This is a genomic window from Roseateles sp. UC29_93 (assembly GCF_042695725.1).
GTDB lineage: Bacteria > Pseudomonadota > Gammaproteobacteria > Burkholderiales > Burkholderiaceae_C > Roseateles > Roseateles noduli_A.
Map to the genome: position 1 here is coordinate 6,083,529 of NZ_CP170545.1, position 21,173 is coordinate 6,104,701.

Annotated in this window: 20 protein-coding genes; 6 read left to right on the forward strand and 14 right to left on the reverse strand. The window is 69.6% G+C overall.

Annotated features, from left to right (window positions below):
• Positions 1-15: 15 nt before the first annotated feature.
• The 8 genes from ACFJIX_RS28190 to murJ form a co-directional block, all read right to left on the reverse strand.
• Positions 16-663 (reverse strand): DUF47 domain-containing protein, encoded by a 648-nt coding sequence (locus ACFJIX_RS28190; protein ID WP_297523981.1) that lies wholly within the window; start codon positions 661-663, stop codon positions 16-18.
• A gap of 165 nt (positions 664-828) precedes the next feature.
• Positions 829-1,182: a DMT family protein gene (locus ACFJIX_RS28195; RefSeq protein ID WP_377156063.1), complete on the reverse strand. Its 354-nt coding sequence runs from the start codon at positions 1,180-1,182 to the stop codon at positions 829-831.
• A 40-nt stretch (positions 1,183-1,222) separates the two neighbouring features.
• Positions 1,223-1,723, reverse strand: coding sequence for a 2-amino-4-hydroxy-6-hydroxymethyldihydropteridine diphosphokinase (gene folK, locus ACFJIX_RS28200; RefSeq protein ID WP_377156065.1), 501 nt, complete (start codon positions 1,721-1,723; stop codon positions 1,223-1,225).
• Positions 1,720-3,351, reverse strand: a complete 1,632-nt coding sequence (gene pcnB, locus ACFJIX_RS28205; protein WP_377156067.1) for a polynucleotide adenylyltransferase PcnB — start codon at positions 3,349-3,351, stop codon at positions 1,720-1,722. The genes folK and pcnB overlap by 4 nt, the downstream gene beginning before the upstream one ends.
• Positions 3,348-4,016 carry an HAD family hydrolase gene (locus ACFJIX_RS28210; RefSeq protein WP_377156069.1) on the reverse strand — a complete coding sequence of 223 codons (669 nt, stop codon included), beginning with the start codon at positions 4,014-4,016 and terminating at the stop codon, positions 3,348-3,350. The genes pcnB and ACFJIX_RS28210 overlap by 4 nt, the downstream gene beginning before the upstream one ends.
• Positions 4,017-4,068: 52 nt before the next feature.
• Positions 4,069-4,743, reverse strand: a complete 675-nt coding sequence (gene hda, locus ACFJIX_RS28215; protein ID WP_377156071.1) for a DnaA regulatory inactivator Hda — start codon at positions 4,741-4,743, stop codon at positions 4,069-4,071.
• A gap of 123 nt (positions 4,744-4,866) precedes the next feature.
• Positions 4,867-5,643: a SirB1 family protein gene (locus tag ACFJIX_RS28220; protein ID WP_377156073.1), complete on the reverse strand. Its 777-nt coding sequence runs from the start codon at positions 5,641-5,643 to the stop codon at positions 4,867-4,869.
• Positions 5,644-5,700: 57 nt separating this feature from the next.
• The gene (gene murJ / locus ACFJIX_RS28225) at positions 5,701-7,275 is read right to left on the reverse strand and encodes a murein biosynthesis integral membrane protein MurJ (RefSeq protein WP_377156074.1); all 1,575 of its coding nucleotides are present in this window, start codon (positions 7,273-7,275) and stop codon (positions 5,701-5,703) included.
• Positions 7,276-7,467: 192 nt separating this feature from the next.
• On the opposite strand from murJ, the gene rpsT reads away from it, so the two are divergent.
• Entirely contained in the window at positions 7,468-7,764 is a 297-nt protein-coding gene (gene rpsT / locus ACFJIX_RS28230) for a 30S ribosomal protein S20 (RefSeq protein ID WP_067269869.1), read from the forward strand.
• A 60-nt stretch (positions 7,765-7,824) separates the two neighbouring features.
• Here the strand turns inward: rpsT and ACFJIX_RS28235 are convergent, their stop codons facing one another.
• The 3 genes from ACFJIX_RS28235 to ACFJIX_RS28245 form a co-directional block, all read right to left on the reverse strand.
• Positions 7,825-8,631 (reverse strand): alpha/beta fold hydrolase, encoded by an 807-nt coding sequence (locus tag ACFJIX_RS28235; protein ID WP_377156076.1) that lies wholly within the window; start codon positions 8,629-8,631, stop codon positions 7,825-7,827.
• Positions 8,628-9,683, reverse strand: a complete 1,056-nt coding sequence (locus ACFJIX_RS28240; RefSeq protein WP_377156078.1) for a M14 family zinc carboxypeptidase — start codon at positions 9,681-9,683, stop codon at positions 8,628-8,630. Before ACFJIX_RS28240 ends, ACFJIX_RS28235 begins: the two co-directional genes overlap by 4 nt.
• A 100-nt stretch (positions 9,684-9,783) precedes the next feature.
• Positions 9,784-10,119 carry a DUF3579 domain-containing protein gene (locus tag ACFJIX_RS28245; RefSeq protein WP_377156079.1) on the reverse strand — a complete coding sequence of 112 codons (336 nt, stop codon included), beginning with the start codon at positions 10,117-10,119 and terminating at the stop codon, positions 9,784-9,786.
• 247 nt (positions 10,120-10,366) lie between these two features.
• Between ACFJIX_RS28245 and ACFJIX_RS28250 the strand changes: the two genes are divergently transcribed.
• Both ACFJIX_RS28250 and argF read left to right on the forward strand, forming a co-directional pair.
• Positions 10,367-11,590, forward strand: a complete 1,224-nt coding sequence (locus tag ACFJIX_RS28250) for an aspartate aminotransferase family protein (RefSeq protein ID WP_377156080.1) — start codon at positions 10,367-10,369, stop codon at positions 11,588-11,590.
• Positions 11,587-12,549: an ornithine carbamoyltransferase gene (gene argF / locus ACFJIX_RS28255; RefSeq protein ID WP_377156081.1), complete on the forward strand. Its 963-nt coding sequence runs from the start codon at positions 11,587-11,589 to the stop codon at positions 12,547-12,549. Before ACFJIX_RS28250 ends, argF begins: the two co-directional genes overlap by 4 nt.
• Positions 12,550-12,623: 74 nt before the next feature.
• Here argF and ACFJIX_RS28260 read toward each other — a convergent pair whose 3' ends face one another.
• A complete protein-coding gene (locus ACFJIX_RS28260) occupies positions 12,624-13,547 on the reverse strand; it encodes a substrate-binding periplasmic protein (RefSeq protein ID WP_377156082.1) in 924 nt (307 codons plus the stop codon).
• A gap of 260 nt (positions 13,548-13,807) precedes the next feature.
• Here ACFJIX_RS28260 and ACFJIX_RS28265 point away from each other — a divergent pair, with 260 nt between their 5' ends.
• The 3 genes from ACFJIX_RS28265 (at position 13,808) to ACFJIX_RS28275 (ending at position 16,615) form a co-directional block, all read left to right on the forward strand.
• Complete coding sequence (locus tag ACFJIX_RS28265; RefSeq protein ID WP_377156083.1) at positions 13,808-14,566, forward strand: metallophosphoesterase family protein; 759 nt, start codon at positions 13,808-13,810, stop codon at positions 14,564-14,566.
• Between the two features lie 101 nt (positions 14,567-14,667).
• On the forward strand, positions 14,668-16,230 hold the full coding sequence (locus ACFJIX_RS28270) for a serine/threonine protein kinase (protein WP_377156084.1): 1,563 nt from the start codon (positions 14,668-14,670) through the stop codon (positions 16,228-16,230).
• Positions 16,231-16,273: 43 nt separating this feature from the next.
• Positions 16,274-16,615: a YkgJ family cysteine cluster protein gene (locus tag ACFJIX_RS28275; protein WP_377156086.1), complete on the forward strand. Its 342-nt coding sequence runs from the start codon at positions 16,274-16,276 to the stop codon at positions 16,613-16,615.
• Positions 16,616-16,654: 39 nt separating this feature from the next.
• Here ACFJIX_RS28275 and ACFJIX_RS28280 read toward each other — a convergent pair whose 3' ends face one another.
• Positions 16,655-17,896 (reverse strand): tetratricopeptide repeat protein, encoded by a 1,242-nt coding sequence (locus ACFJIX_RS28280; protein WP_377156087.1) that lies wholly within the window; start codon positions 17,894-17,896, stop codon positions 16,655-16,657.
• A gap of 191 nt (positions 17,897-18,087) precedes the next feature.
• Positions 18,088-20,985: an alpha-1,6-glucosidase domain-containing protein gene (locus ACFJIX_RS28285; RefSeq protein WP_377156089.1), complete on the reverse strand. Its 2,898-nt coding sequence runs from the start codon at positions 20,983-20,985 to the stop codon at positions 18,088-18,090.
• Positions 20,986-21,173: the final 188 nt, after the last annotated feature.

Consider the following 21,173-nt stretch of genomic DNA (forward strand, 5'->3'; position numbering starts at 1 on the left):
CGCTCCGGGACCGGGTCAGGAATTCTCGAGGACGATGCCCTCGATCAGGTTGGCGACGTCCTCGCAGCGGTCGGAGATCGATTCCAGCTGCTCGTAGATCGCCTTGAGCTTGATCAGCTCGCGCACGTCCTCCTGCTCGCGGAACAGCTTGGACATCGCGGCGCGCATCACACGGTCGGCGTCGGACTCGAGCTTGTCGATCTCCTCGCAGGCCTTGATGGCGGCTTCGGCGGTCTTGGGCTCGCTCAGCTTGGGCAGCAGCGTCACGGCGTGCTTGACGCGTTCGCAGCACTTGGCCGACAGCTCGCCCAGGCGCAGCACTTCCTCGGGGATGGAGCGCACGTCGTAGAGCTGCATCGTCTCGCTGGAGTCCTGCAGCAGGTCCAGGATGTCGTCCATCGCGTTGATCAGGCCGTGGATCTGCTCGCGGTCGATCGGCGTGATGAAGGTGCGATGCAGCAGCCGGTTCACCTCGGCGGTGACGCGGTCGGCGTGGTGCTCGGCCTTGTCGACCTCGGCGGCGTATTTCTCGCGCAGCGTCAGGTCGTTGTAGTTCTGGATCATGAGCATGAAGGCGCGCGCGCCTTCGACGATCTGCGTGCCGTGCTCATTGAACAGTTCGAAGAAATTGCCCTCTCGGGGCAGCAGCTTGCCGAAAAACATGGGGGAGGCTCCGCGCCGTGCGATCCGCGCCGGATCGTCACAATTGATTCATTTCCGTGTCACGGAAAACCCGCGAGTGTAGCCGCCCCATGGCCCGTTGGAGCCACGGCCTGCGCACACCCCGACGTCTGCGGGTCTGCCTCGCCCCTCCGGGGGACGGGAATTTCAGCTGCGGAAGATGAAGTAGACGGCCCCCATCAGGCACAGACCGGCCCAGAGGTAGTCCGTCTTGAACGGCTGGTTCATGAAGAACATCGAGAAGGGCACGAACACCGCCAGCGTGATCACTTCCTGCGTGATCTTGAGCTGCGCCAGCGTGAAGCCGCCCTGGTAGCCGATCCGGTTGGCCGGCACCTGCAGCAGGTACTCGAACAGCGCGATGCCCCAGCTGATCAGCGCCGCGACATACCAGGGGCGCGCCGCCAGGTCCTTCAGATGGCCGTACCACGCGAAGGTCATGAACACGTTGGACAGCGTCAGCAGGACGATCGTCTGCCAGCCGGCGGCGGTTGCGAACATGGGGCGAGCTCCCGAAAGGCTTGGACGTTGATTCGACTCGTCAGGGACGGCGAAGGCGCAAGGGCACGTCCTCGCGCTCGATGACCTGATCGGCGACCGACGGCAGGTGGCCTGCCAGCTCACCAAGACCCGGCGCGTCCAGCGTCGGAGCCAGCTCCAGCAGCGGGCGCAGCACGAAGGCGCGCTGATGCAGCCGCGGATGCGGGACGATGAGCCGATCCAGGTCGACGGTCTGGTCACCGTAGAGCAGCAGGTCCAGGTCGAGTGTCCGCGGCGCGTTGAGGAACGGCCGTTCGCGCCCATGGCGCAACTCGATGGCCTGCAGCGCCGCGAGCAGCGTCAGCGGCGGCAGTGTTGTCGTCACGCGGGCGACCGCGTTCAGGTAGTCGGGCCCCTCGCAGCCGACCGGCGCGCTGCGCCAGGCGGAGGAGACAGCCTCCAGGGTCAGATCCTTCACGTCGGCCAGGTCGGCGAGCGCCGCCTCGAGCGTGTGCCGCAGCTCGCCGAGGTTGGCGCCCAGCCCGACGTAGGCCGTGGTCATTCGTCGTTGGACGGGGCAGTGTCCGCAGGACCCGCGCCGCCTGCCGCCTTCGGCTTGCGACGACGGCGGCGCTTCTTGGCGGGGTGGCCCACGCCGCCCTCGCCTTCCGCGGCGTCGACCGCTTCGGCATCGATCGGCAGCGCGGCCGCCGATTCACCGCTGACAGGCATCGTCGAGGGCGTGCTCACCGCACCGCGCGGCACCGAGTGGACACGGCCGCCGCCCGCCTTGGGCTTGCTGCGCGGACCGCCCTGGCGCTGCGTCTCGCGCGCCAACTCAAGGAGCGCACGACGCTCGTCCTCGGTGCCCAGCGCGAAGTCTTCCCACCAGTCGGCCAGGGCCGGATCGATCTCACCCGCCTCGGCGCGCAGCGCCAGGAAGTCGAAGCCGGCGCGGTAGCGCGGCTGCTCGATCAGCCGGTGCGGACCGCTGCCGGTGCGGCGCTCGAAGCGCGGCTGCATCATCCAGATCTCGCGCATGTCCGCCGCGAGCTTGCCGCGGCCGGAGATGTCCCCGACGCGCGCGTCGAAGACCAGGTCGATCGCCTGCTGCAGCGCCGCCACCGCGCCTTCGCCGCCGTCGATCAGGCGCGTCCAGCGCTGCTGGACTTCGCCCCACAGCATGCAGGCGAGCATGAAGCTCGGCGCCACCGAGCGGCCCTCTTCGACCCGCTTGTCGGTGTCTTCCAGCGCCAGGCGGACGAACTTGCCGTGCACGTTGTCCGGCAGCGCGCCGTCCTTGTCGAGCACCGCGTCCAGGATCGGGAACACGCCGCGCGCCAGGCCCTGCTTGCGCAGCTCGTCGATGCTGGCCAGCGCGTGGCCGGTCTGCAGCAGCTTGATCATCTCGTCGAACATCCGCGACAGCGGCACGTTCGCGAGCAGCGGCGCCATGACGGCGATCGGCGCGCGGGTCTTGGGCTCGATCGTGAAGCCCAGCTTCGCGGCGAAGCGCACGGCGCGCAGGATGCGGACCGGGTCCTCTCGGTAGCGGGTCTCGGGGTCGCCGATCATCCGCAGCACCTTCTTGCGGGCGTCGGCCAGACCGCCGTGGTAGTCGACCACCAGCTCGCGCTCCGGGTTGTAGTACATCGCGTTGACGGTGAAGTCGCGTCGCGCGGCGTCCTCGATCTGCGGGCCCCAGACGTTGTCGCGCAGCACGCGGCCGGACGCGTCGACGACGTGCGACTTGCCCTCCAGCGCGCCCTTGGACGTCTTCTCGTTGCCCTGCACCTGTTCGGCGTCGTCTTCCTTGAGCAGCGCCCGGAAGGTCGAGACCTCGATCACCTCGTGCTCGCGGCCGCGGCCGTAGACCACGTGGACGATGCGGAAGCGCCGACCGATGATGAAGGCGCGTCGGAACTGGTTCTTCACCTGTTCCGGCGTGGCGTCGGTGGCGACGTCGAAGTCCTTGGGCCGGCGGCCCAGCAGCAGGTCGCGCACGGCGCCGCCGACGATGAAGGCCTCGTAGCCCGCGTCGGTCAGTCCCTTGACGACCTTGACGCCACGCTCGTCGAGCAGGGCCGGATCGATGCGGTGTTCCTCCGCGCCGATCTCCACGCGCTTGCCCAGGGGCGTGGCGGTACTTTCGGGCTTGCCCAACAACTTGTTGATGAATTTCTTGATCATTCGAACAGCTTCAGTATCGGCCAGCCGCGCTCGCGCGCCAGCGCCTCGAGGGCCGAGGTGGGGTTGGTCGCCACCGGATGGCTGACCCGCTCCAGCAGCGGCAGGTCATTCATCGAGTCGCTGTAGAAATGCACGCGCTCGAAATCCTCCCAGCGGCGCCCCTGCGCCGCCAGCCATTCGTTCACGCGCACGATCTTGCCCGCCTGGAAGGACGGAGTTCCGTGCACGCGCCCGGTGAACGACCCGGTCGCGTCGCGCTCCAGCTGCACGGCGATCAGGTGGTCGATGCCGAAGGCCTTGGCGATCGGCGCGGTCACGAATTCGTTGGTCGCCGTCACCACGACCACCAGATCCCCGGCGTCCAGGTGGCGCTGCACGAGTGCGCGCGCATTGTCGCGCAACATCGGCGCGATGATCCGGGCCATGAAATCGGCGCGGGCCGCCTCGGCCTCGCCCAGCGGGCGGGCGCGCCAGACAGAGGTGGCGAACTCGACGTACTCGTCCAGGTCGAGGTTCCCGCGCTGGTAGTCGGCGTAGAACCCGTCGTTGCGGGCGGCCCAGGCGGCGCCGTCGGCCCAGCCGATCTCCACCATGTAGCTGCCGAAGGCGTGGTCCGAGTCCTGCGGGATCAGCGTGCCGTCGAGGTCGAACAGGGTCAGGTCCACGTCGAAATCCTTGAAAGATCTTGAAAGCGAAGCAACCGGCGGCGTCGCGCCCTCAGGCGTGCGCCCCCTGGTCGGCGAGCATCTGGCGCAGCAGCGGCACGGTGACCGCCCGCTTGCTGGCCATGGCGAATTCGTCCAGCCCGTCCAGCAGCGTCATCAGGTGCTTGAGGTCGCGGGCGTAGCGGGTGAGCAGGTAGTCGATGACGTCGTCGGTCAGCGCGATGCCGCGCCGGTCGGCCTCGCGGCGGAGCACGGCGCGCACCTCGGCCTCGGACAGGGGCTGCAGCGCGAAGGTCGGGCCCCAGCCGAGCCGGGTGCGCAGGTCCTCGCGCAGGTCCAGGTCCACCGGCGGCGCGGTACCGGTCGAGACGACCGCCAGCCCCAGCGTGGCCGCCTCGACGAACAGCGCGAAGGCCGCATGCTGCTGGCCGGGGTCGAAGCGCTGGGCGTCGTCGAGCAGCAGCAGGCTGGGGTGGGTGGGCAGTTCCCAGGGCAGCGGGGTGTCGGCGTCGTACCAGCCGACCTGCGCGCCGGCCTGCTGCCAGTGGCGCGCGAGCGCGCGCAGCAGGTGCGTCTTGCCGCTGCCGGGCGGCCCCCACAGGAACACCGGCGGCGAGCCAGTCCCCAGCGCCAGCACATGCGTGAGGGCCGCGGTGTTGGCACCGGTGAGGAGCGTGTCAAAGGTGTAGTCGGGCTCGGGACCGAGCGACAGCGGGATCTGCTTCAAACCACTTCAGCGTTGGATGGCGGGGCGACGTCGGCGACGCGGAGGTCGGCAACAGGGAGGTCACACCCTCAGGAAGAGGGGGATTCTATGCGTCGCCCGGCGCCCCTCCCCCGTCGTGCACCCTCAATGGAGGGTGGCGGGTCCGCCACCCGCATCGCGCAGCTGCTGCAGACTCTGCTCGAGCTCCGCGCGCTCCCCGCGATCATCGGGCAGCAGCGCCACGAGTTTGCGCTGGACCGCCAGCAGTCGGGGCAGGTCCTGCTGGTCCATGTGGATCTGCTTGAGGTTGCGCAACATGCGCGCCAGGATCTGCCGCGGCGCCGCCGTGCCCAGGAAGGCATCCAGCGACATCGGCTCCTGCGGCATCAGGCCCGCGCGCTCGCGCCAGGGGCTGAGGAACTCGTCGAGTTCGCCGCGCCCCAGCGAACGTCCGCTGAACGGGTCCAGCACGACCTCGCCCTGCGGCAGGCGCAGCTTCATCAGGAAATGGCCGGGGAAGCTGACGCCCTTGACCTGCAGGCCGACGTGCGAGGCCAGCTCCATGTAGATGATCGCCAGCGAGATCGGGATGCCGCGACGCGTGGCGAGCACCTGGTGGAGGTAGCTGTTGCCGACGGCGTAGTAGTCGTTGACGTTGCCCGCGAAGCCGAGTTCGCCGTGGAAGTACTGGTTGAGCATGCGCAGCCGGTGGCTGGGCGGCGCATCGGCGGGGAGACGGTGGCGCAGCCGTTCGCCGAGACGGTCCAGCTCGGCCATCACCTGCTGCACGTCCAGCCGGGGCACCTCGTCGAGCGCGATCGCCGTGGCGGCCTCGGCCAGGTTCAGCGTGTCGTCGTCGGCAACCAGCGTCGAGAAATAGTCCAGCGCCGACGGCACCGTCCACTGCAAAGGCGAACTCATGCGCCCGAGTCTACGCCCACCGCCGCCGCCGGAAATCGGAGACGACGCCCCCCGGGTTCAGGCCCGGCGAGCGAACTGGCGCAGCTTCACGCCCAGCAGCAGCAGCACGCCGAAGTACAGCAGGGCCGAGGCGCCGAGACTCAGCGCCATCCAGCCGGCGCGTGCCAGTTCGAAGTGGAAGCCCTTGCCGCCGACCCAGGCGACATGCCCGGCCAGCCACCATTGCAGCGCGCCCATCGCGGCGCTGGCGATCAGCACGCGCAGCAGGAACAGCATCCAGCCGGCTTCCGGCGCGTAGGTGCCGAGCTTGCGCAGGCCACGCAGCAGCAGCAGCGCGTTGACGACGGCGCCCAGGCCGATCGACAGCGACAGGCCCGCGACGCCGATCTTGAATCCGAAGACGAAGATCGCATTGAACACCTGCGTCAGGATCAACACGCCGACGGCGATGCGCACCGGCGTGCGCATGTCCTGACGGGCGTAGAAACCAGGCGCCAGCACCTTGATCGACACCAGCCCCATCAGGCCCAGCCCGTAGCCCATCACGGCGTGCGCGGTATGGGCGACGTCCTCCGCCCGGAAGGCGCCGCGCTGGTAGAGCACCGCCACCAGCGGCTCGGCGAAGACCAGCAGCGCGACCGCGCAGGGCAGCGCCAGCAGCAGGGTCAGGCGCAGGCCCCAGTCGAGCAGGCCCGAGTACTTCTCCGTCTCGCCCTTGGCCGTGCTGGCCGCCAGCTGCGGCGTCAGCACGACGCCCAGCGCGACGCCGAGCAGCGCGATCGGGAACTCCATCAGCCGGTCCGCGTAGGTCAGCCAGGAGGCGGCGCCCTCGCCCACCGCGATCGCGATCTGCGTGTTGATCAGCAGCGAGAGCTGGGCCACGCCGACGCCCAGCAGCGCCGGTCCCATCTTGCGCAACACCTGGCGCACGCCTTCGTCGCCGGCGGCGCGGCGCAGGCCGGAGAGGTTCAGCGCGAAACGCGGCATCAGGCCGATGCGCCGCAGCGCCGGCACCTGCACGGCCAGTTGCAGGATGCCGCCGATCATGACGCCGAGCGCCAGCGAGTAGATCGGCTCATAGCCGTGGCGCGCCAGCACGGGTGTTAGGCCGTAGCCGCAGGCCAGCGAAGCGAGGTTCAGCAGCACCGGCGTCACCGCCGGCACGATGAAGCGTTTCCAGGTATTCAGGATGCCGGCCGACAGCGCCACGAGCGACATGAAGCCGATGTACGGGAACATCCACCGCGTCATCACGACGGCGGCCTCGTGCGCATCCCGGGACAACCCCGCTCCCAGCGCCCAGACCAGCACCGGGGCGCCGATCACGCCGATGACGCAGGTCGCCAGCAGCGCCCACAGCAGCACGGTCGCGACGGCGTCGATCAGGTGGCGCGTCGCCTCGTCGCCGTCCTTGACGCGCGCGGCGGCCAGCGACGGCACGAAGGCCTGCGAGAACGCGCCCTCGGCGAAGAGCCGCCGCAGCATGTTGGGAATGCGGAACGCCACGTTGTAGGCGTCGGTCATCGCGTTGGCGCCGAACAGCCCCGCCACCATCTGTTCGCGGACCAGCCCCGTGATGCGCGACAGCAGCGTGAAGACCGAAACGACGGAGGCGGTGCGGAGCAGGTTCATTCAGGCGACGGCGCGGAGGCTCTACGAAGGCAGCACGGAAACGGTGCGTGGAACAATTCCCCTGGGGCATCGAGCCCCGGCGAACGACCGCGCATTATGGGTGGCCCGCCGCGGACGCCATACCTCGGGTTTGGTTTTTCCAATCCTGGCTGCTATACTCGCCGTCTTTGCACCAACTGGACCAATAAGACAATGGCAAGCTCTTCCAAAGCCAAGAAGAAAACCGTGCGTCTGGCCTCGGGCCGCAAGCGCGCACGTCAAGACGTCAAGCTGAACGCCGCCAACTCGGCGCTGCGTTCGAAGTTCCGCACGGTCATCAAGAACGTGCAAAAGGCGATCGTCACGGGTGACAAGGCCAAGGCCGCCGACCTGTTCAAGACCGCCCAGCCCGTGATCGACTCGGTCGCCGACAAGGGCATCTTCCACAAGAACAAGGCTGCTCGCCACAAGAGCCGCCTGTCTTCGAAGATCAAGGCGCTCGCCGCCTGATAGCAAAGTCCAGCTCTGGTGCACGGAAAGCCCGCCAATCGGCGGGCTTTTTCGTTGGGCTCAGAGCGGCATCGGCGTCGTGATCTGTCCGACGACCTCGCGCACGTGGAGCCAGTCCACGACGTTGCGCGCCACCCATTCCCCGTCATCGAGCGGCAGGTCGTGCCCCGCGTGCCGGTGCAGCCGCAGCGGCGCACCCCACGCCCGGCTGATGGCCTGCGAGCAGCGCCAGTCGACCAGCGAGTCCCCCTGGCTGCACAGCAGCAGCATCGGCGGCTCGGGCTTGGCCAGGCTGGCGCGGTAACGCGCCGCCGCCAGCAGCTGCCGCAGCGCATTGCGACGTCGCACCGGGTGCTGGCGCTGGATCGAGACCCAGTCGTCGATCACCTGGTCCGGCTGACGCTGCATCCGCGTCGTCATCTGCAGCACCTTGGCCTCGCGCTGGCGCAGGCTCAGCCGCGTCAGGCTGAGCAACAGCAATGACCAGTAGTTCGACGGCCTCAGCCGCCTGAAGAAGGCGCTGAAGGGCCTCAGGCTGGTGTTGATGAGCACGATGCCGTCGAGCTCGCGCGGATGGCGCGACGCCCATTCGCTGGCGACCATGGCACCCAGCGACATCGCCAGCACCTGATACGGCGGGGGAACGCCGCGACGACGCAATTCCGCACGGCAAGCCTCCATCATCGCGTCGACATGGGTCGGACTGCTCTGCCGATGCTTGTCGCCATTGCCGGGCAGGTCGAGCAGTTCCAGCCGGGCGTCCGGCTGCTGCACCCGCAACGCGCGCAGCAGGCGCGCGGGGAAGTCCCCCCAATGGCCGCTCTCGCGGGTCAAGCCGCGCAGCAGCACCCAGGTGTGGACGCTCATCGAGCGGTCCTCCGATACCAGCGAATCAACGCCTGCTCCCCGTGATCGATTCTTGTGTCCGGTCCTGGCAACCACCGCAACGCGCTCTGCGTCGCACGTGTCATGAAGTCCATCCAGGCCATGTGCCGTCGCAACACACGCTGCTGTCGATGTGCGATCAGCGGGTTGAACATGCCGTGCCGGGAGAGTAGCTGGCGCGGGTTTTTCTTCACCCACAGCCATGACCCCATTTCGAGCGTCATCGGCAGGAAGATCCCCCGATCAAGGGAGAGGGACTCGTCGTAGAGGTGGTCCCACAGGTCGCCGTGGGTCAGGTAGTGCCGGCTCTGCGGCTCCATCACGTAGGGATGCGGGGACAGGCATTGATCGAGCACCTCGCACAGCGCGTGGATCTCGGCGAGGTGATGCATCGGACGGCGCGTGCGCGCATAGGGGAACCAGATGCGGTCGCGCAGGCCGAAACCGCTGTGGAAGTCGATGGCCACGGAGATCGGCCGCCCCAGCAGTTCCTCGCGGACGAATCGGCACAGCGCGTCGCTCTCGACCTGCAGCGGCGCGCCGGTCAGCCCGCGGTAATACGGCAGATGCGGGGACAGGCGATGCCCGCCGACCAGGAAGGGCACGCCGCGGTCGGCGTCCTGCGGCGCGTTGCGCATCAGGTCGACGCCCTGCGGATTCGCGCGCGACCCGGCCAGCACGCCACCCGGATTGACGACCGGCAGGAACACGAGCCGCAGCGACTCGAGCTGCTGATGCAGGCTGAGGTCCCAGCGCAGCCGGCGCACCAGGCTGCCGAGGTAGGCCAGCACCACCTGCGCGCCGATGCGCTCCAGGCCGTGGACCCCGCCGATGAAACCGAGCGCGGGCACCGCGGGGTCAGGATTGCCCAGGGTCACGCCGATCACCGGCAGCGGGCCGCCGGCGGTGCTCACGGTCGCGAGCTCGCGGGCCTGCAGCATCGACCCGCCCTGGTCGATCAGGCGCAGCAACTGCTGCATTTCCGGCAGGACGGCCGCGGCCCGGGAGCCCGCGTCGGCGGTGAAGACGGCCATGTCCAGGGAGCCCGGTGGGGAGGTCGCGGCGAACCCGTCAGCGTAGTCGCAAGGACGCGGGCCGGCGATGGCCCGAACGGGCCAGCGGGCCTTCAGCGCTTCAGGCCTTGCCGGATTCCCGATCGCCGGGCAGCAGGCAGGCGTCGACGACCTGCAGCTTGTTGTCACGGGCGAAGTTCATGACGAACTCCCAGGCCATCGGTTCGACGGACTTCAGCGCCTCGTTGACGATCACGCACTTGATGCCGTCGATGACGCGCGGCACGCAGTAGGGCGAGTAGCCGAGGTAGGCGTCGCGGCCGCTGCGGGTGCCGCCGGGACGGAAGCAGGACATGGCCCCAGCCAGACGTTCGGCCCAGTCGCTCGGGCGGAAGGTGCGGCCATCCGTGGTGATCCCCTGGATGAACACTTCTCGCGGCTTGGGCTGCTCAGTCATTGGCTACGGTCTCACGCGTCCCGGCAAAAACGCTATTGTGCCCTGGATGTGTTGCGCCGCAGCACAGGTGGGCTTCTGCTCGCCCGCTGGTCAGCGCGGCTTGTCTGGCTGTGCAGGAGGAATCTCCTCACCCGCCAGGGTCGACCCGTAGAATCGATCGGCTCCCGCAACCCCGGTCCCGGACCGGGGATTGCCGGACGCCTTCCTGGAGATGATTCCCCCACCCCTCCCACGTTTTGGAGACTTGATGAACGCCCCGGACTCCTCGTTCGCCGCCCCGACCGAACCCCATGTGATGCACACCTACGGCCGCCTGCCGATCGCCCTGTCGCACGGCGAAGGCGCCTGGGTCTGGGATACGGCCGGCCGACGATACCTGGACGGCCTCGGCGGGATCGCCGTCAACACGCTCGGACACAACCATCCGAAGCTGGTGGCGGCCTTGCGGGACCAGGTGGGCAAGCTCATCCACACGAGCAACTACTACCACGTCCCGCTGCAGGAGCAGCTCGCGGCCAAGCTCTGCGCGCTGTCGGGGCTGACCAACGCCTTCTTCTGCAACTCCGGCCTGGAGGCCAACGAGGCCGCGCTCAAGATCGCGCGCAAGTACGGCCACGACCGCGGCAATGAGAGCCCCGAGGTCATCGTGTTCGAGAAGGCCTTCCATGGCCGCTCGATCGCGACGCTGTCCGCGACCGGCAACCCGAAGGTGCAGGCGGGCTTCGGCCCGCTGGTGCCGGGCTTCGTCCGCGTGCCGCTGAACGACATCGCGGCGATCCGCAAGGCCATCGCCGAGCATCCGAACGTGACCGCGATCTTCCTGGAGACCATCCAGGGCGAAGGCGGCATCAACCCCGCCCACATCGACTTCCTGAAGGACCTGCGCAAGCTGTGCGACGAGCACGACCTGCTGCTGATGCTGGACGAGGTGCAATGCGGCATCGGCCGCACCGGCAAGTGGTTCGCGCACCAGTGGGCCGGCATCGTGCCGGACGTGATGCCGCTGGCCAAGGGCCTGGGCTCGGGCGTGCCCATCGGCGCGGTGGTGTGCGGCGACAAGGCCGCCAAGGTCTTCGGACCGGGCAACCACGGCACGACCTTCGGCGGCAATCCGCTGGCGATGCGCGCGGGCGTCGAGACGCTGACGGTGATGGAAGAGGACGGCCTGCTGGCCAATGCCGCGACCGTCGGCGCCGAGCTGAAGGCCGCGATCGAGCACGGTCTGGCGGGTGAAGCGGGCCTGGTCGAGGTGCGCGGCCACGGCCTGATGATCGGCATCGAACTCGACCGCCCCTGCGGCGTGCTGCTGACGCAGGCGATGGAGGCGGGCCTGCTGCTGAGCGTGACCGCCGACAAGGTCATCCGCCTGGTCCCGCCGCTGATCCTCACGAGCGCGGAAGCGGCCGAGATCGCCGCGCGTCTGGTGCCGCTGGTGAAGGCCTTCCTGGCCGCCCCGGCGTCCGCGCCATGAAGCCGGGGAACACGCTCATGCGTCATTACCTGCAGTTCAAGGACCTGCGCGCGGAGGAGTACACCCACCTGTTCGAACGGGCGGCGACGATCAAGCGACGCTTCAAGAACTACGAGAAGTACCAGCCGCTGCAGGACCGCACGCTGGCGATGATCTTCGAGAAGGCCTCCACGCGGACCCGCGTGAGCTTCGAGGCGGGCATGTACCAGATGGGCGGTTCGGTGGTGCACCTGACCACCGGCGACAGCCAGCTGGGCCGCGCCGAGCCGATCGAGGACAGCGCGCGCGTGATCAGCCGCATGGTCGACATCGTGATGATCCGGACCTACGAGCAGACCAAGCTGGAGCGCTTCGCCGCGCACTCGCGGGTGCCGGTCATCAACGGGCTGACCAACGAGTACCACCCCTGCCAGATCCTGGCGGACCTGTTCACCTTCATCGAGCAGCGCGGCATGGACCGACGCGGCGCGATCGACATGGACTGCCTGAAGGGACGCGTGGTGGCCTGGGTCGGAGACGGCAACAACATGGCCAACACCTGGTTGCAGGCGGCGGAGATCCTGGGCTTCACCGTGCACGTCAGCACGCCCAGCGGCTACGAGATCGACCCGGCGGTCGCCGGCATCAAGGACACGCGCTGCTACAAGGTCTTCAAGGACCCGAAGGAAGCCTGCCGCGACGCGGACCTGGTGACGACGGACGTGTGGACCAGCATGGGCTACGAGGCCGAGAACGAGACGCGCCGCACGGCGTTCGCGGACTGGTGCGTGGACAAGGACATGATGGCGCAGGCCAAGCCGGACGCGCTGTTCATGCACTGCCTGCCGGCGCACCGCGGCGAAGAGGTGGCGGCCGACGTGATCGACGGCCCGCAGTCGGTGGTCTGGGACGAGGCCGAGAACCGCATGCACGTGCAGAAGGCGCTGATGGAGTACCTGCTGCTCGGACGCATCGGCTGAACGCCCTGCCCCGCCTCCGAGACGACAAGGCCCGCCGAGCGCGGGCCTTGTTCCATGACGCGGCGATCGCTGTGCTACTTCGGCACGACGATCGCCTTCAGGCCGTCTTCATACGACCCGGCCGGGTAATGCTTCTGCAGCGTCTTCCAGACGGTGCCGGAGCGTGAGTTCCGCTCCAGCGCGTCGCTCAGCACCTCGCGGTCCTTCGCCGGCAGGTGCCGCGACAGGTAGATCCCGCTGTCGGTCCAGGTGAGCTCCGCCATCGCCTCCAGGCGCAGACGGTCCAGCAGCGGCCGCGTCTTCGAGTCCTGCAGCAAGGTGCCCGCCAGGATCGACGGCGCCATCACCGTCACGTCCGCCAGGTTGCGCTCCAGCGTGCGCACGACCGCCGCCGGATCCGCTTCCACGACCAGTCGGCGCTGCGCCTTCAACGTCCTCAGCAACTGCTGGTAGGGCTCGCCGTAGTCGAAGCCGCGCACCACCGCCACGCGCAACTCCCGCCGCTCGCCGAGTTCGGTCAGGCTCTCGACCGGCGCGCGGTCCGACGAGATCGAGATCAGCATCGCCCGCGCCTTCATCATCGGAATGAAGTCGCCATGCAAGTCCCGCTGGGAGGTGCGCGTCGCCGGCACCAGCACATCCGCGCCGCTGCCGGCGAACATCGCCTCGACCCGCGCCCGCGGCACGACGACGAAATCGAACTGGCAGCCGGTCTCCGCCGACACCTTGCGCAGCAGGTCCGGATAGACCCCGCTGACCTCGCCGCCCGAGGTCACCACGCTCATGCCGATCGGCGCCATCGGCACCCGGATCGGTCGCGAGCAGTCCGCCCGCGCGGCGCCGGTCACCGACGCGAGCATCAACCCCACCGCCAGACCGCCTGCCGCGCGCGCGACGAGCGGCAGACGGCCCCGCCAGGGCACGCATGCCCAGCGCTCGATCGCCGGCGTTCGCCCGCGCTCGCGCGGGTCCGGCCGCCCGGATTCCAACGTGTTCATCTTCTTTCTCTCCCATGCCGGAACTGCCGGCGGCGCTGCGCTCTCGCCACATCGCCTCCTCGGCGTCCCATGTCGCCGGCCAGATTAGCAAAGCCCGGGACATCCACAACGCGTCAAACCCGCGAGTCCCCCGATCCATCGCCCATCCGGAGGGGCCGTGCCCCTGCGCTTCGGGGGGCTTGCGTCCGCCACTCGCCGTCTTGCGAAGGTTGACGTCAGCCATGCGTGGCATGCTTGCCCTTCGCATCCATGCTGCCTCCATGAAGACCGCCCTGATCTCCGACCTGCACGCCAACCGGCAAGCCTTCGAGTCCGTCCTCGACCACGCCCGGCGGCAGGGCGCCCGGCATTTCGCCCTCCTGGGAGACTACGTCGGTTACGGCAGCGACCCCGGCTGGGTGATCGACCAGGTGCGGACCCTGCGCGCGGAAGGCGCGATCGTCGTCGCCGGCAACCACGACCTCGGCGTGACGCAGGGCCCCCGCCCCACGATGAACGACGACGCGCGCGCCGCCATCGCCTGGACGCGCGCGCGGCTCACCGACGACCAGGTGGCCTTCCTGGCCGGGCTGCCGATGTCGGAGGAAGAGGACGACTGCCTCTACGTGCACGCCAACGCGTTCGATCCGACCGGCTTCGCCTACGTGCAGGGCCGGCTGGAGGCGATGCGCAGCCTGCACGCCACCGAGTGCCGCTACACCTTCTGCGGCCACATGCACGAGCCGATGCTGTACCACCTCTCCGGCACCGGCAAGGCGGGCGACTTCAAGCCGCAGCCCGGCGTGCCGATCCCGCTCTTGCCCAACCGGCAGTGGCTCGTCATCCCCGGCGCCTGCGGCCAGCCGCGCGACGGCAACCCGGCCGCCGCCTACGCGCTGTTCGACCACGACAGCGAGGAACTGAGCTTCCAGCGCGTGCCCTACGATGTGGAAGCCGCCGCCGCCGCGCTGCGCGCCGCGCCCGGCCTGCCCGCCGGCCTGGCGGACCGGCTCGCGCAACGCCTGGTGGCGGGCCGATGAAGATCGATGACCGCAGATGACGGCCGGCCACTTGCTCCCTCTCCCGCCTCCGGCAGAGGGCGGGGGCGAGGGCCAGCGGCGGTAGAAGTGCCAATGAATCGATGAACGACGCCCACCCGACGCACGCTTCCACTTCAGTCCCGGTACCGATCACCTCGCCGCTGCAACCCGGCCAGGTGCTGGACGGTTTCGTGCTCGAGGCGCGGCTTCACCAGGGCGGCATGGCCAACCTCTGGCAGGTGCGGCGGCAGGATCCGGCGGACCCGACAGGTCCCGCCGACGCCCATGCCGTCGATGTCCATCCCGTCGAGGACTTCCCGCTGATCATGAAGGTCCCCCGCATCAAGGGCGGCGAGGACCCGGCCAGCATCGTCGGCTTCGAGGTCGAGCAGATGATCATGCCGGCGCTCAAGGGGCCGCACGTGCCGCGCTTCGTCGCGCGCGGCGACTGGCGCCGCCAGGCCTACATCGTCATGGAGCGCATCGAGGCCGAGAGCCTGCGCCCGCGCCTGGACCAGGCGCCGCTGCCGCTGGTGGAGGTCGTCGAGATCGGCATCCAGGTCGCGCACGCGCTGACCGACCTGCACCGCCAGCACCTGGTCCACCTCGACATCAAGCCCAGCAACATCCTGCTGCGCCCGGACGGCACCGTGGTGCTGGTCGACTTCGGCCTGTCGCGGCACGACTTCCTGCCCGACCTGCTGGAGGAGGAGTTCTCGCTGCCGATGGGCACCGGCCCGTACATGTCGCCGGAGCAGGTCCAGTTCGTCCGCAACGATCCGCGCAGCGACCTCTTCGCGCTGGGGGTCATGCTGTACCACCTCTCCACCGGCGAGCGGCCCTTCGGCCAGCCGACATCGGTGCGACAGCTGCGGCGCCGCCTCTACGTCGACCCGATCCCGCCCCGCGCGATCCGGCCCGAGCTGCCGCCGTGGTTCCAGGAGATCGTCCTGCACTGCCTGGAGGTGCGCGCCGAGCGCCGCTACCAGAGCGCCGCGCAGCTCGCGCTGGACCTGCAGCGGCCGGACGCGGTGCCGTTGACGGCCCGGGCGCACAAGCTGCAGCGCAGCGGCATGGTGCGACGCTTCAAGCGCTGGTTCCTGGCGATGGGCGAGGAACCGCGCGCGCCGGCCTCGGTCGGCGCGCAGGTTGCGCGCAGCCCCGTGATCATGGCCGCCGTCGACGTGCTGGGCGCCACGCCCACCTTGCTCGAGGAATTGCGCGAGGTCGTGCGCCGCCTGATGCAGACCGAGCCCGGCGCGCGCCTGGCCTGCGTCGGCGTGATGAAGACCAACCGCATCGGCATGGACGAGCTCACCGACGCGCAGGGCCGCAGCCATCACGTGCAGCAGCTGATCGCGCTGAAGAACTGGGCGCATCCGATGACGCGGGAACTGGCGCTGGAAGACGGCCGGCTGACCTTCCACGTGCTGGAAGCACCAGACGCCGCCGATGCGTTGATCGAGTTCGCCGCGAAGACCGGCGTCGATCACGTCGTGATGGGCGCGCGCGCCAGTTCGATGATGCGCCGCTACCTGGGCAGCGTGTCGGCGCAGGTCGTCTCGCAATGCGCCTGCACCGTCACCGTCGTGCGCGAACCCGTGCTGCCCGACGACACGCCCGCGCCCGACAGCACGCTGATCAGCCCGTCGGCGTCGAACTGAAACCCTTCCCGCGGCGCCCTGCCCTCACCCGCCCTCCGTTGACATGCCGGCCTTCACCGACAACCCCTGCACCCGCTGCGGCGCCTGCTGCGCGAGCTTCCGCGTCGACTTCTCACGCCAGGAGCTGCTCAGCGAAGGCGGCACGGTGCCGGACGGCCTGACGGTGGAGGTCACGGACTCGACCTGCCGGATGCGCGGCACCGACCATGCGCGGCCACGTTGCGCCGCCTTGCAGGGAAAGGTCGGCGAGCACGCCGGCTGCGGCATCTACGAATGGCGACCGTCGCCGTGCCGCGACTTCGGCCTGCGCTCCCCCTTGGGCATCGGCGACGACGCCTGCGCCCGGGCGCGCGCGCGTCACGGCCTGCCGCCGCTCGACGCCTGAGTTCCCAAGCCGGCGTCCCCGGCCCGCGGCTGCCGCGGGCTAGCGGACCTGGACTTTCGCCGGCTGCATCTTCGCCTTCAGGCTTTCCAGCTTGGCCGCGTAGAGCTGCCGCTGCGGCGCGGTCACGCTGTACTCCTGGGCCTTGGCCAGTTCCGTGCGCACGACATCCCACTTGCCCAATCCCACGTTGGCCAGCGCCATCCAGAAATGGAACTCGTGGTAGTAGGCCGAGCGGTCGATCTCCTTGGCGAAGAGGTCGCGCGCCTGGGCGTAGTCGCCCGCCTTCATCGCGGCCACGCCGAGGTCGAAGAACTTGAACGGCGGATACGGCTGGAGCAGGGCCAGTTGGGTCTCGAGCTTCTGCGCCTCGGCGAACTGACCCTGGAAGCGCAGCGCCTGGGCCAGGTTGGACATGGACTGCACGTTGGCCGGCTCGTGCGCCAGCACATGGCGGAAGGCGCGCTCGGCGAGCACGGTGTCGCCGTGCCGCCGGTAGATCACGCCCAGCGTGTTGAGCGCCGTCAGCATGCGCGGATCGTGCAGCCAGGCGGCGCGGGCCCACCAGTAGGCACGGGCAATCTGGGCCTGCGCCAGCAGCTCCGCGGCGCGGTTGTTCATGTACATCGCGACGATGCCGCGCTCGTCGATGGGCATCGCGCGCTGGCGCGAGATCTGCGCGCCGGGCAGGAAGTCGACCACCAGCGAGGGCTCGTCGTTGCCCAGCACGCGGAAGTCCGTCCGGCGCCGGCCCAGCGCGATGTTGACGTGGCCGGAGACGACCTGCAGGTCGCCGACGCGGCTCCACTGCTCCTCGTCGTAGATCTGGCGGAACACGAAGGGCAGGCCCATCTCGCGCGCGAAGGCGGCCGTCATCATCGCCAGCGACAGGCAGTTGCCGGCCTTGGCGTCGAAGGCCTCGGAGGCGGTGCGCGTGGTCTCGGCGTCGTACTCCAGCTGGAGCTCGTTGCGGTTGTAGAGCGCATCCAGCAGCAGGTGGCGCATGTCGCGCGCATCCATCATCAGCGTCGTGCCGTTGGCGCCCGCATTCGGGATGCGGCTGCGGATGAACTCGCGCATCTTCGGCGTCAGCGCCATGACCTGCGACGGATCGATCACGTCGCGCGACGGCGGGAAGAGCTCGTCATGGATCAGCGAGGCCGCCTCGATCGGCGGCGTGGCCTCGGGCGCCGTGGCGCACCCTGTCACCGCCAGCGCCGCCAGCAGCGCCGCGCCGAGCATCAGCGCCTTGCGGACCGAATGGATCGCCTGGATCGTTCCCATGACCGTCTCCGATGCGGCCTCTGGACGGGGCCGCTGATGAGCCGATGCTACTCCGCCGCGCGAGGCGCGCAGCCCCGTGCGACGGATGGGGTGATCCCGGGCTTGAAAGTCGCCCGGCGAAGGTCCAGACCCGGGACGCCCGCGAGGCTCAGCGACGCTCCGGCGTCGCTCCAGTGTCGTAACGGGACCGTTCAACGACGCTCGACGACGAACACCGCGACGCTGCGCGCCGGCACCCGGAAATGCCCCCGCACGCCGTCGACCCGCGACTCGTTGCGGATGCGCGTATCCGCCGCGCCGGCGGCGCGCTGCACCGGATGCAGGCGCCAGGCGAAGCCGGCTTCGGCCGGCAAGGTCAGCGACGTCGGCTCGGCGGTGGCATTGACGACGTACAGCAGCCGATCGAACACGGCATCCGCGCGTCCAGCCCCGTCGAGTCGACCCACGACCACGCCGGCCTGCTGAGCCGGGCCGGTGTTGTGGAAGACGAGCCGGCGCCGGATCTCCTCCGGATCGGCGAGCCGGAACAGCGGCGTGCTCGCGCGGATCCGCAACTGGTCGAGGAACACGCGCCGCGTCCAGTCGATCTGCGCCGGACCGGGCTTGATCGCGGGATCGGCCAGCAGCGGCCGCAGCAGTGCGAAGTCCTGGCCGCTGTCGCGGGCAGGCGGCAGGCCGGCGCCGAAGCCGTTGTCGCGACCGCGCCAGTCGAGCCGGTTGAACCAGTCGCCCGAGTCGTAGCTGTTGCGGTCCATCGACTTGGAGCGCAGCAATTCGCCGCCGGCATGGAAGTAGGCGACGCCCTGGCTCAGCGCATTGATCCCGAGCGCCACCGCCTGCGTGCGGGCGCGGTCGTCGGCGCTCGTGGTGCGCGGCAGCTTCAGCACCAGCGCGTCGAACAGCGTCTGGTTGTCGTGGTTCTCGACGTAGTTGACGACCTCCGCCGGCACCGAGGCGTAGCCGGCGGGCTGGTCGCCGTAGGGCAGGCGTTCGCCGGCGACGCGACGGCCATCGGCGGTCTCCAGCTCGAAGCCGCGCAGCGTGCCCGCCATCGCGAGCTTGAGCAGATCGCCCTGGTGCAGCAGTTCCTCGCGGCGCGCAGCATCCCCCGACTGCGCCGGCACGATGAGCCCAGGCCGGCGCGCCGAGGTGGCCGCATCGTCACCCGCCGCGCCGCCGCGCACCGCATCGCGGCCGCGATCGCTGAAGGTGCCGATGCCGGTGCCGTTCAGCGACAGCTGCGAGGCCTGCACGAATCGCGCGCCGTTGGCGACCTCGCCGAAGTTCCAGCCTTCACCGATCAGTTGGACGTCGCGACCCAGCTCGCGCTTCAAGCGCGCCTGGAGTTGTTCCATCACCGCGCGCGGCTGGTGCCCCATCAGGTCGAAGCGGAAGGACGCGATCTTGTACTCCCGCGCCCACAGCACCACCGAGTCGACCAGCAGCTTGCCCATCATGCGGTGCTCGGTGGCGGTGTTGTCGCAGCAGGTCGAGCGCTCGACGCGGCCCAGCACGTCCAGGCGCTGGTAGTAGCCGGGCACGATGCGGTCCAGCACCGAATGCGGATGCTGCCCAGAGGCCGTCGTGTGGTTGTAGACCACGTCCATGCCGACGCGCAGTCCCGCCGCATGCAGCCCCATCACCATCGCGCGCAACTCCCGCACGCGGACCGCGCCGTCATTGGCATCGCTGGCGAAGCTGCCCTCGGGTGCGCTGTAGTGGTACGGGTCGTAGCCCCAGTTGAAGCAGTCGCTGTCGGCGACGGCCATGACGGCCGCCTGCTGCGCGTCGCTGTCGGGCGCGGCCCTCGGCACGCGCGGGATCGCGCAGTGGCGCTCCGGCACGGTGGCCAGATCGAAGACCGGCAACAGATGCACGTCCGTCAGGCCTGCCTCGCTGAGCGCGCGCAGGTGGCGCATGCCGGCCGAGCCGGACTGCGTGAAGGCCAGGTACTTGCCACGCATCGCGGCGGGCACGCTGCGGTCGTCGCGGGAGAAGTCGCGCACATGCAGTTCGTAGACGACCATGTCCGTCGGCGTCTTCACGCGGTCGGGGATGCGGCTGGCCGACCAGCCGCGCGGCTGCAGGCGCGGCTCGGACAGGTCGGCGACGTAGCTGCGCGCCGAATCCGCCGACAGGCTCACCGAGTACGGATCGGTCACGAGGTTGCGCACGCGGCCAACGCCCGGCACGAAGAGCTCGACGAGGTAACGGTAATACGAGCCGCTTCGCACGCCCGCCGCGCCGGATACGCCGGGTGCGCCGGGTGAGTCAGCCTCGCCGGACGTGCGCGCCGTGTCGACGGCCCAGATCCCCGTGCGGTCGTCGCGCGCCAGCGGGAGGCGCACACGGGCAGCGCTGTCGGGGCCGTCGTAGACGCACAGCGCGACGCGATCGGCCGTCGGCGCCCACAGCTTGAAGGCGGCGCCCTTCGACCCCACCGTCACGCCCAGCGCCGACTCGTCCTCGGCGGCGGCGTAGATCGCATCGAGCGCGCGCGCGGTCTGCGCCGGACTCCAGCGCCGCACGCGGCCCTGCGCGTCCTCGACGACGACCAGCGCCTGACCGCGCTGCAGCACGGCCGCGTCGACGCCTTCCTCCAACGCGAACTCCGGGCCGGCGCCCAGATAGGCGCCCTGCGCGGCGATCTCCGCGCTCAGCGGCTCGCGGGCGACGTCGACGATCCGGAGCGCGAGGCTGCGGTCGCTCCCGGCCACGCGCCCTTCATTCAAGGTCAATCCGCCAGCCGCCGAGTGATGCCACCGGACGGTCTCGCCGGCGGCCAGCGTCAAGCCCGGCCAGCGCAGGCGGCGTGCATCGAGCCACACCGGCTGCGGCATCGCGGGCGCGGCGGGCTGGGGCGCCAGCGTCGGCGACTGCGGTGCCAGCACCGTCGCCCACCCGGCGCCGCAGGCGGCCAGCGAAGGGTCACCTGCGGCGATCGTGGAATCGCCTGCGGCGACCAAGGAATCGCCTGCGGCGATCAAGGAATCGCCTGCGGCGATGGCCATCGGCATTCCGGCCAGGCCGCTCAGCATCAATACCGCCAGACGTGGCCAGGGGCGGGACAAGGTCGAGCGGACGCCCATCGGATCTCCATCGGAAGGTGGTTCTGGCGCCGGATCCACCTTCCTTGAAGGCCGTGCCGGCACTGCGCTTCAGATGGTAGCAAAACTACATACGAGGGCGATCAGGACTTCCCTTCATAGGCCATACCTTCTATGCTGCGGCGCGACGACGTCTCCGAAGCTTCTTCCGGCGACGTTCAGATTTGTAC

Bases quoted from the DNA above. Each gene is read 5' to 3' on its own strand.
- murJ (WP_377156074.1), bottom strand. From the start codon at position 7,275: ATGAACCTGCTCCGCACCGCCTCCGTCGTTTCGGTCTTCACGCTGCTG.
- ACFJIX_RS28220 (WP_377156073.1), bottom strand. From the start codon at position 5,643: ATGAGTTCGCCTTTGCAGTGGACGGTGCCGTCGGCGCTGGACTATTTC.
- ACFJIX_RS28235 (WP_377156076.1), bottom strand. From the start codon at position 8,631: ATGAGCGTCCACACCTGGGTGCTGCTGCGCGGCTTGACCCGCGAGAGC.
- folK (WP_377156065.1), bottom strand. From the start codon at position 1,723: ATGACCACGGCCTACGTCGGGCTGGGCGCCAACCTCGGCGAGCTGCGG.
- ACFJIX_RS28250 (WP_377156080.1), top strand. From the start codon at position 10,367: ATGAACGCCCCGGACTCCTCGTTCGCCGCCCCGACCGAACCCCATGTG.
- ACFJIX_RS28265 (WP_377156083.1), top strand. From the start codon at position 13,808: ATGAAGACCGCCCTGATCTCCGACCTGCACGCCAACCGGCAAGCCTTC.
- ACFJIX_RS28190 (WP_297523981.1), bottom strand. From the start codon at position 663: ATGTTTTTCGGCAAGCTGCTGCCCCGAGAGGGCAATTTCTTCGAACTG.
- pcnB (WP_377156067.1), bottom strand. From the start codon at position 3,351: ATGATCAAGAAATTCATCAACAAGTTGTTGGGCAAGCCCGAAAGTACC.
- ACFJIX_RS28195 (WP_377156063.1), bottom strand. From the start codon at position 1,182: ATGTTCGCAACCGCCGCCGGCTGGCAGACGATCGTCCTGCTGACGCTG.
- ACFJIX_RS28270 (WP_377156084.1), top strand. From the start codon at position 14,668: ATGAACGACGCCCACCCGACGCACGCTTCCACTTCAGTCCCGGTACCG.
- ACFJIX_RS28275 (WP_377156086.1), top strand. From the start codon at position 16,274: ATGCCGGCCTTCACCGACAACCCCTGCACCCGCTGCGGCGCCTGCTGC.
- ACFJIX_RS28280 (WP_377156087.1), bottom strand. From the start codon at position 17,896: ATGGGAACGATCCAGGCGATCCATTCGGTCCGCAAGGCGCTGATGCTC.
- argF (WP_377156081.1), top strand. From the start codon at position 11,587: ATGAAGCCGGGGAACACGCTCATGCGTCATTACCTGCAGTTCAAGGAC.
- ACFJIX_RS28245 (WP_377156079.1), bottom strand. From the start codon at position 10,119: ATGACTGAGCAGCCCAAGCCGCGAGAAGTGTTCATCCAGGGGATCACC.
- rpsT (WP_067269869.1), top strand. From the start codon at position 7,468: ATGGCAAGCTCTTCCAAAGCCAAGAAGAAAACCGTGCGTCTGGCCTCG.
- ACFJIX_RS28240 (WP_377156078.1), bottom strand. From the start codon at position 9,683: ATGGCCGTCTTCACCGCCGACGCGGGCTCCCGGGCCGCGGCCGTCCTG.
- ACFJIX_RS28260 (WP_377156082.1), bottom strand. From the start codon at position 13,547: ATGAACACGTTGGAATCCGGGCGGCCGGACCCGCGCGAGCGCGGGCGA.
- ACFJIX_RS28285 (WP_377156089.1), bottom strand. From the start codon at position 20,985: ATGGGCGTCCGCTCGACCTTGTCCCGCCCCTGGCCACGTCTGGCGGTA.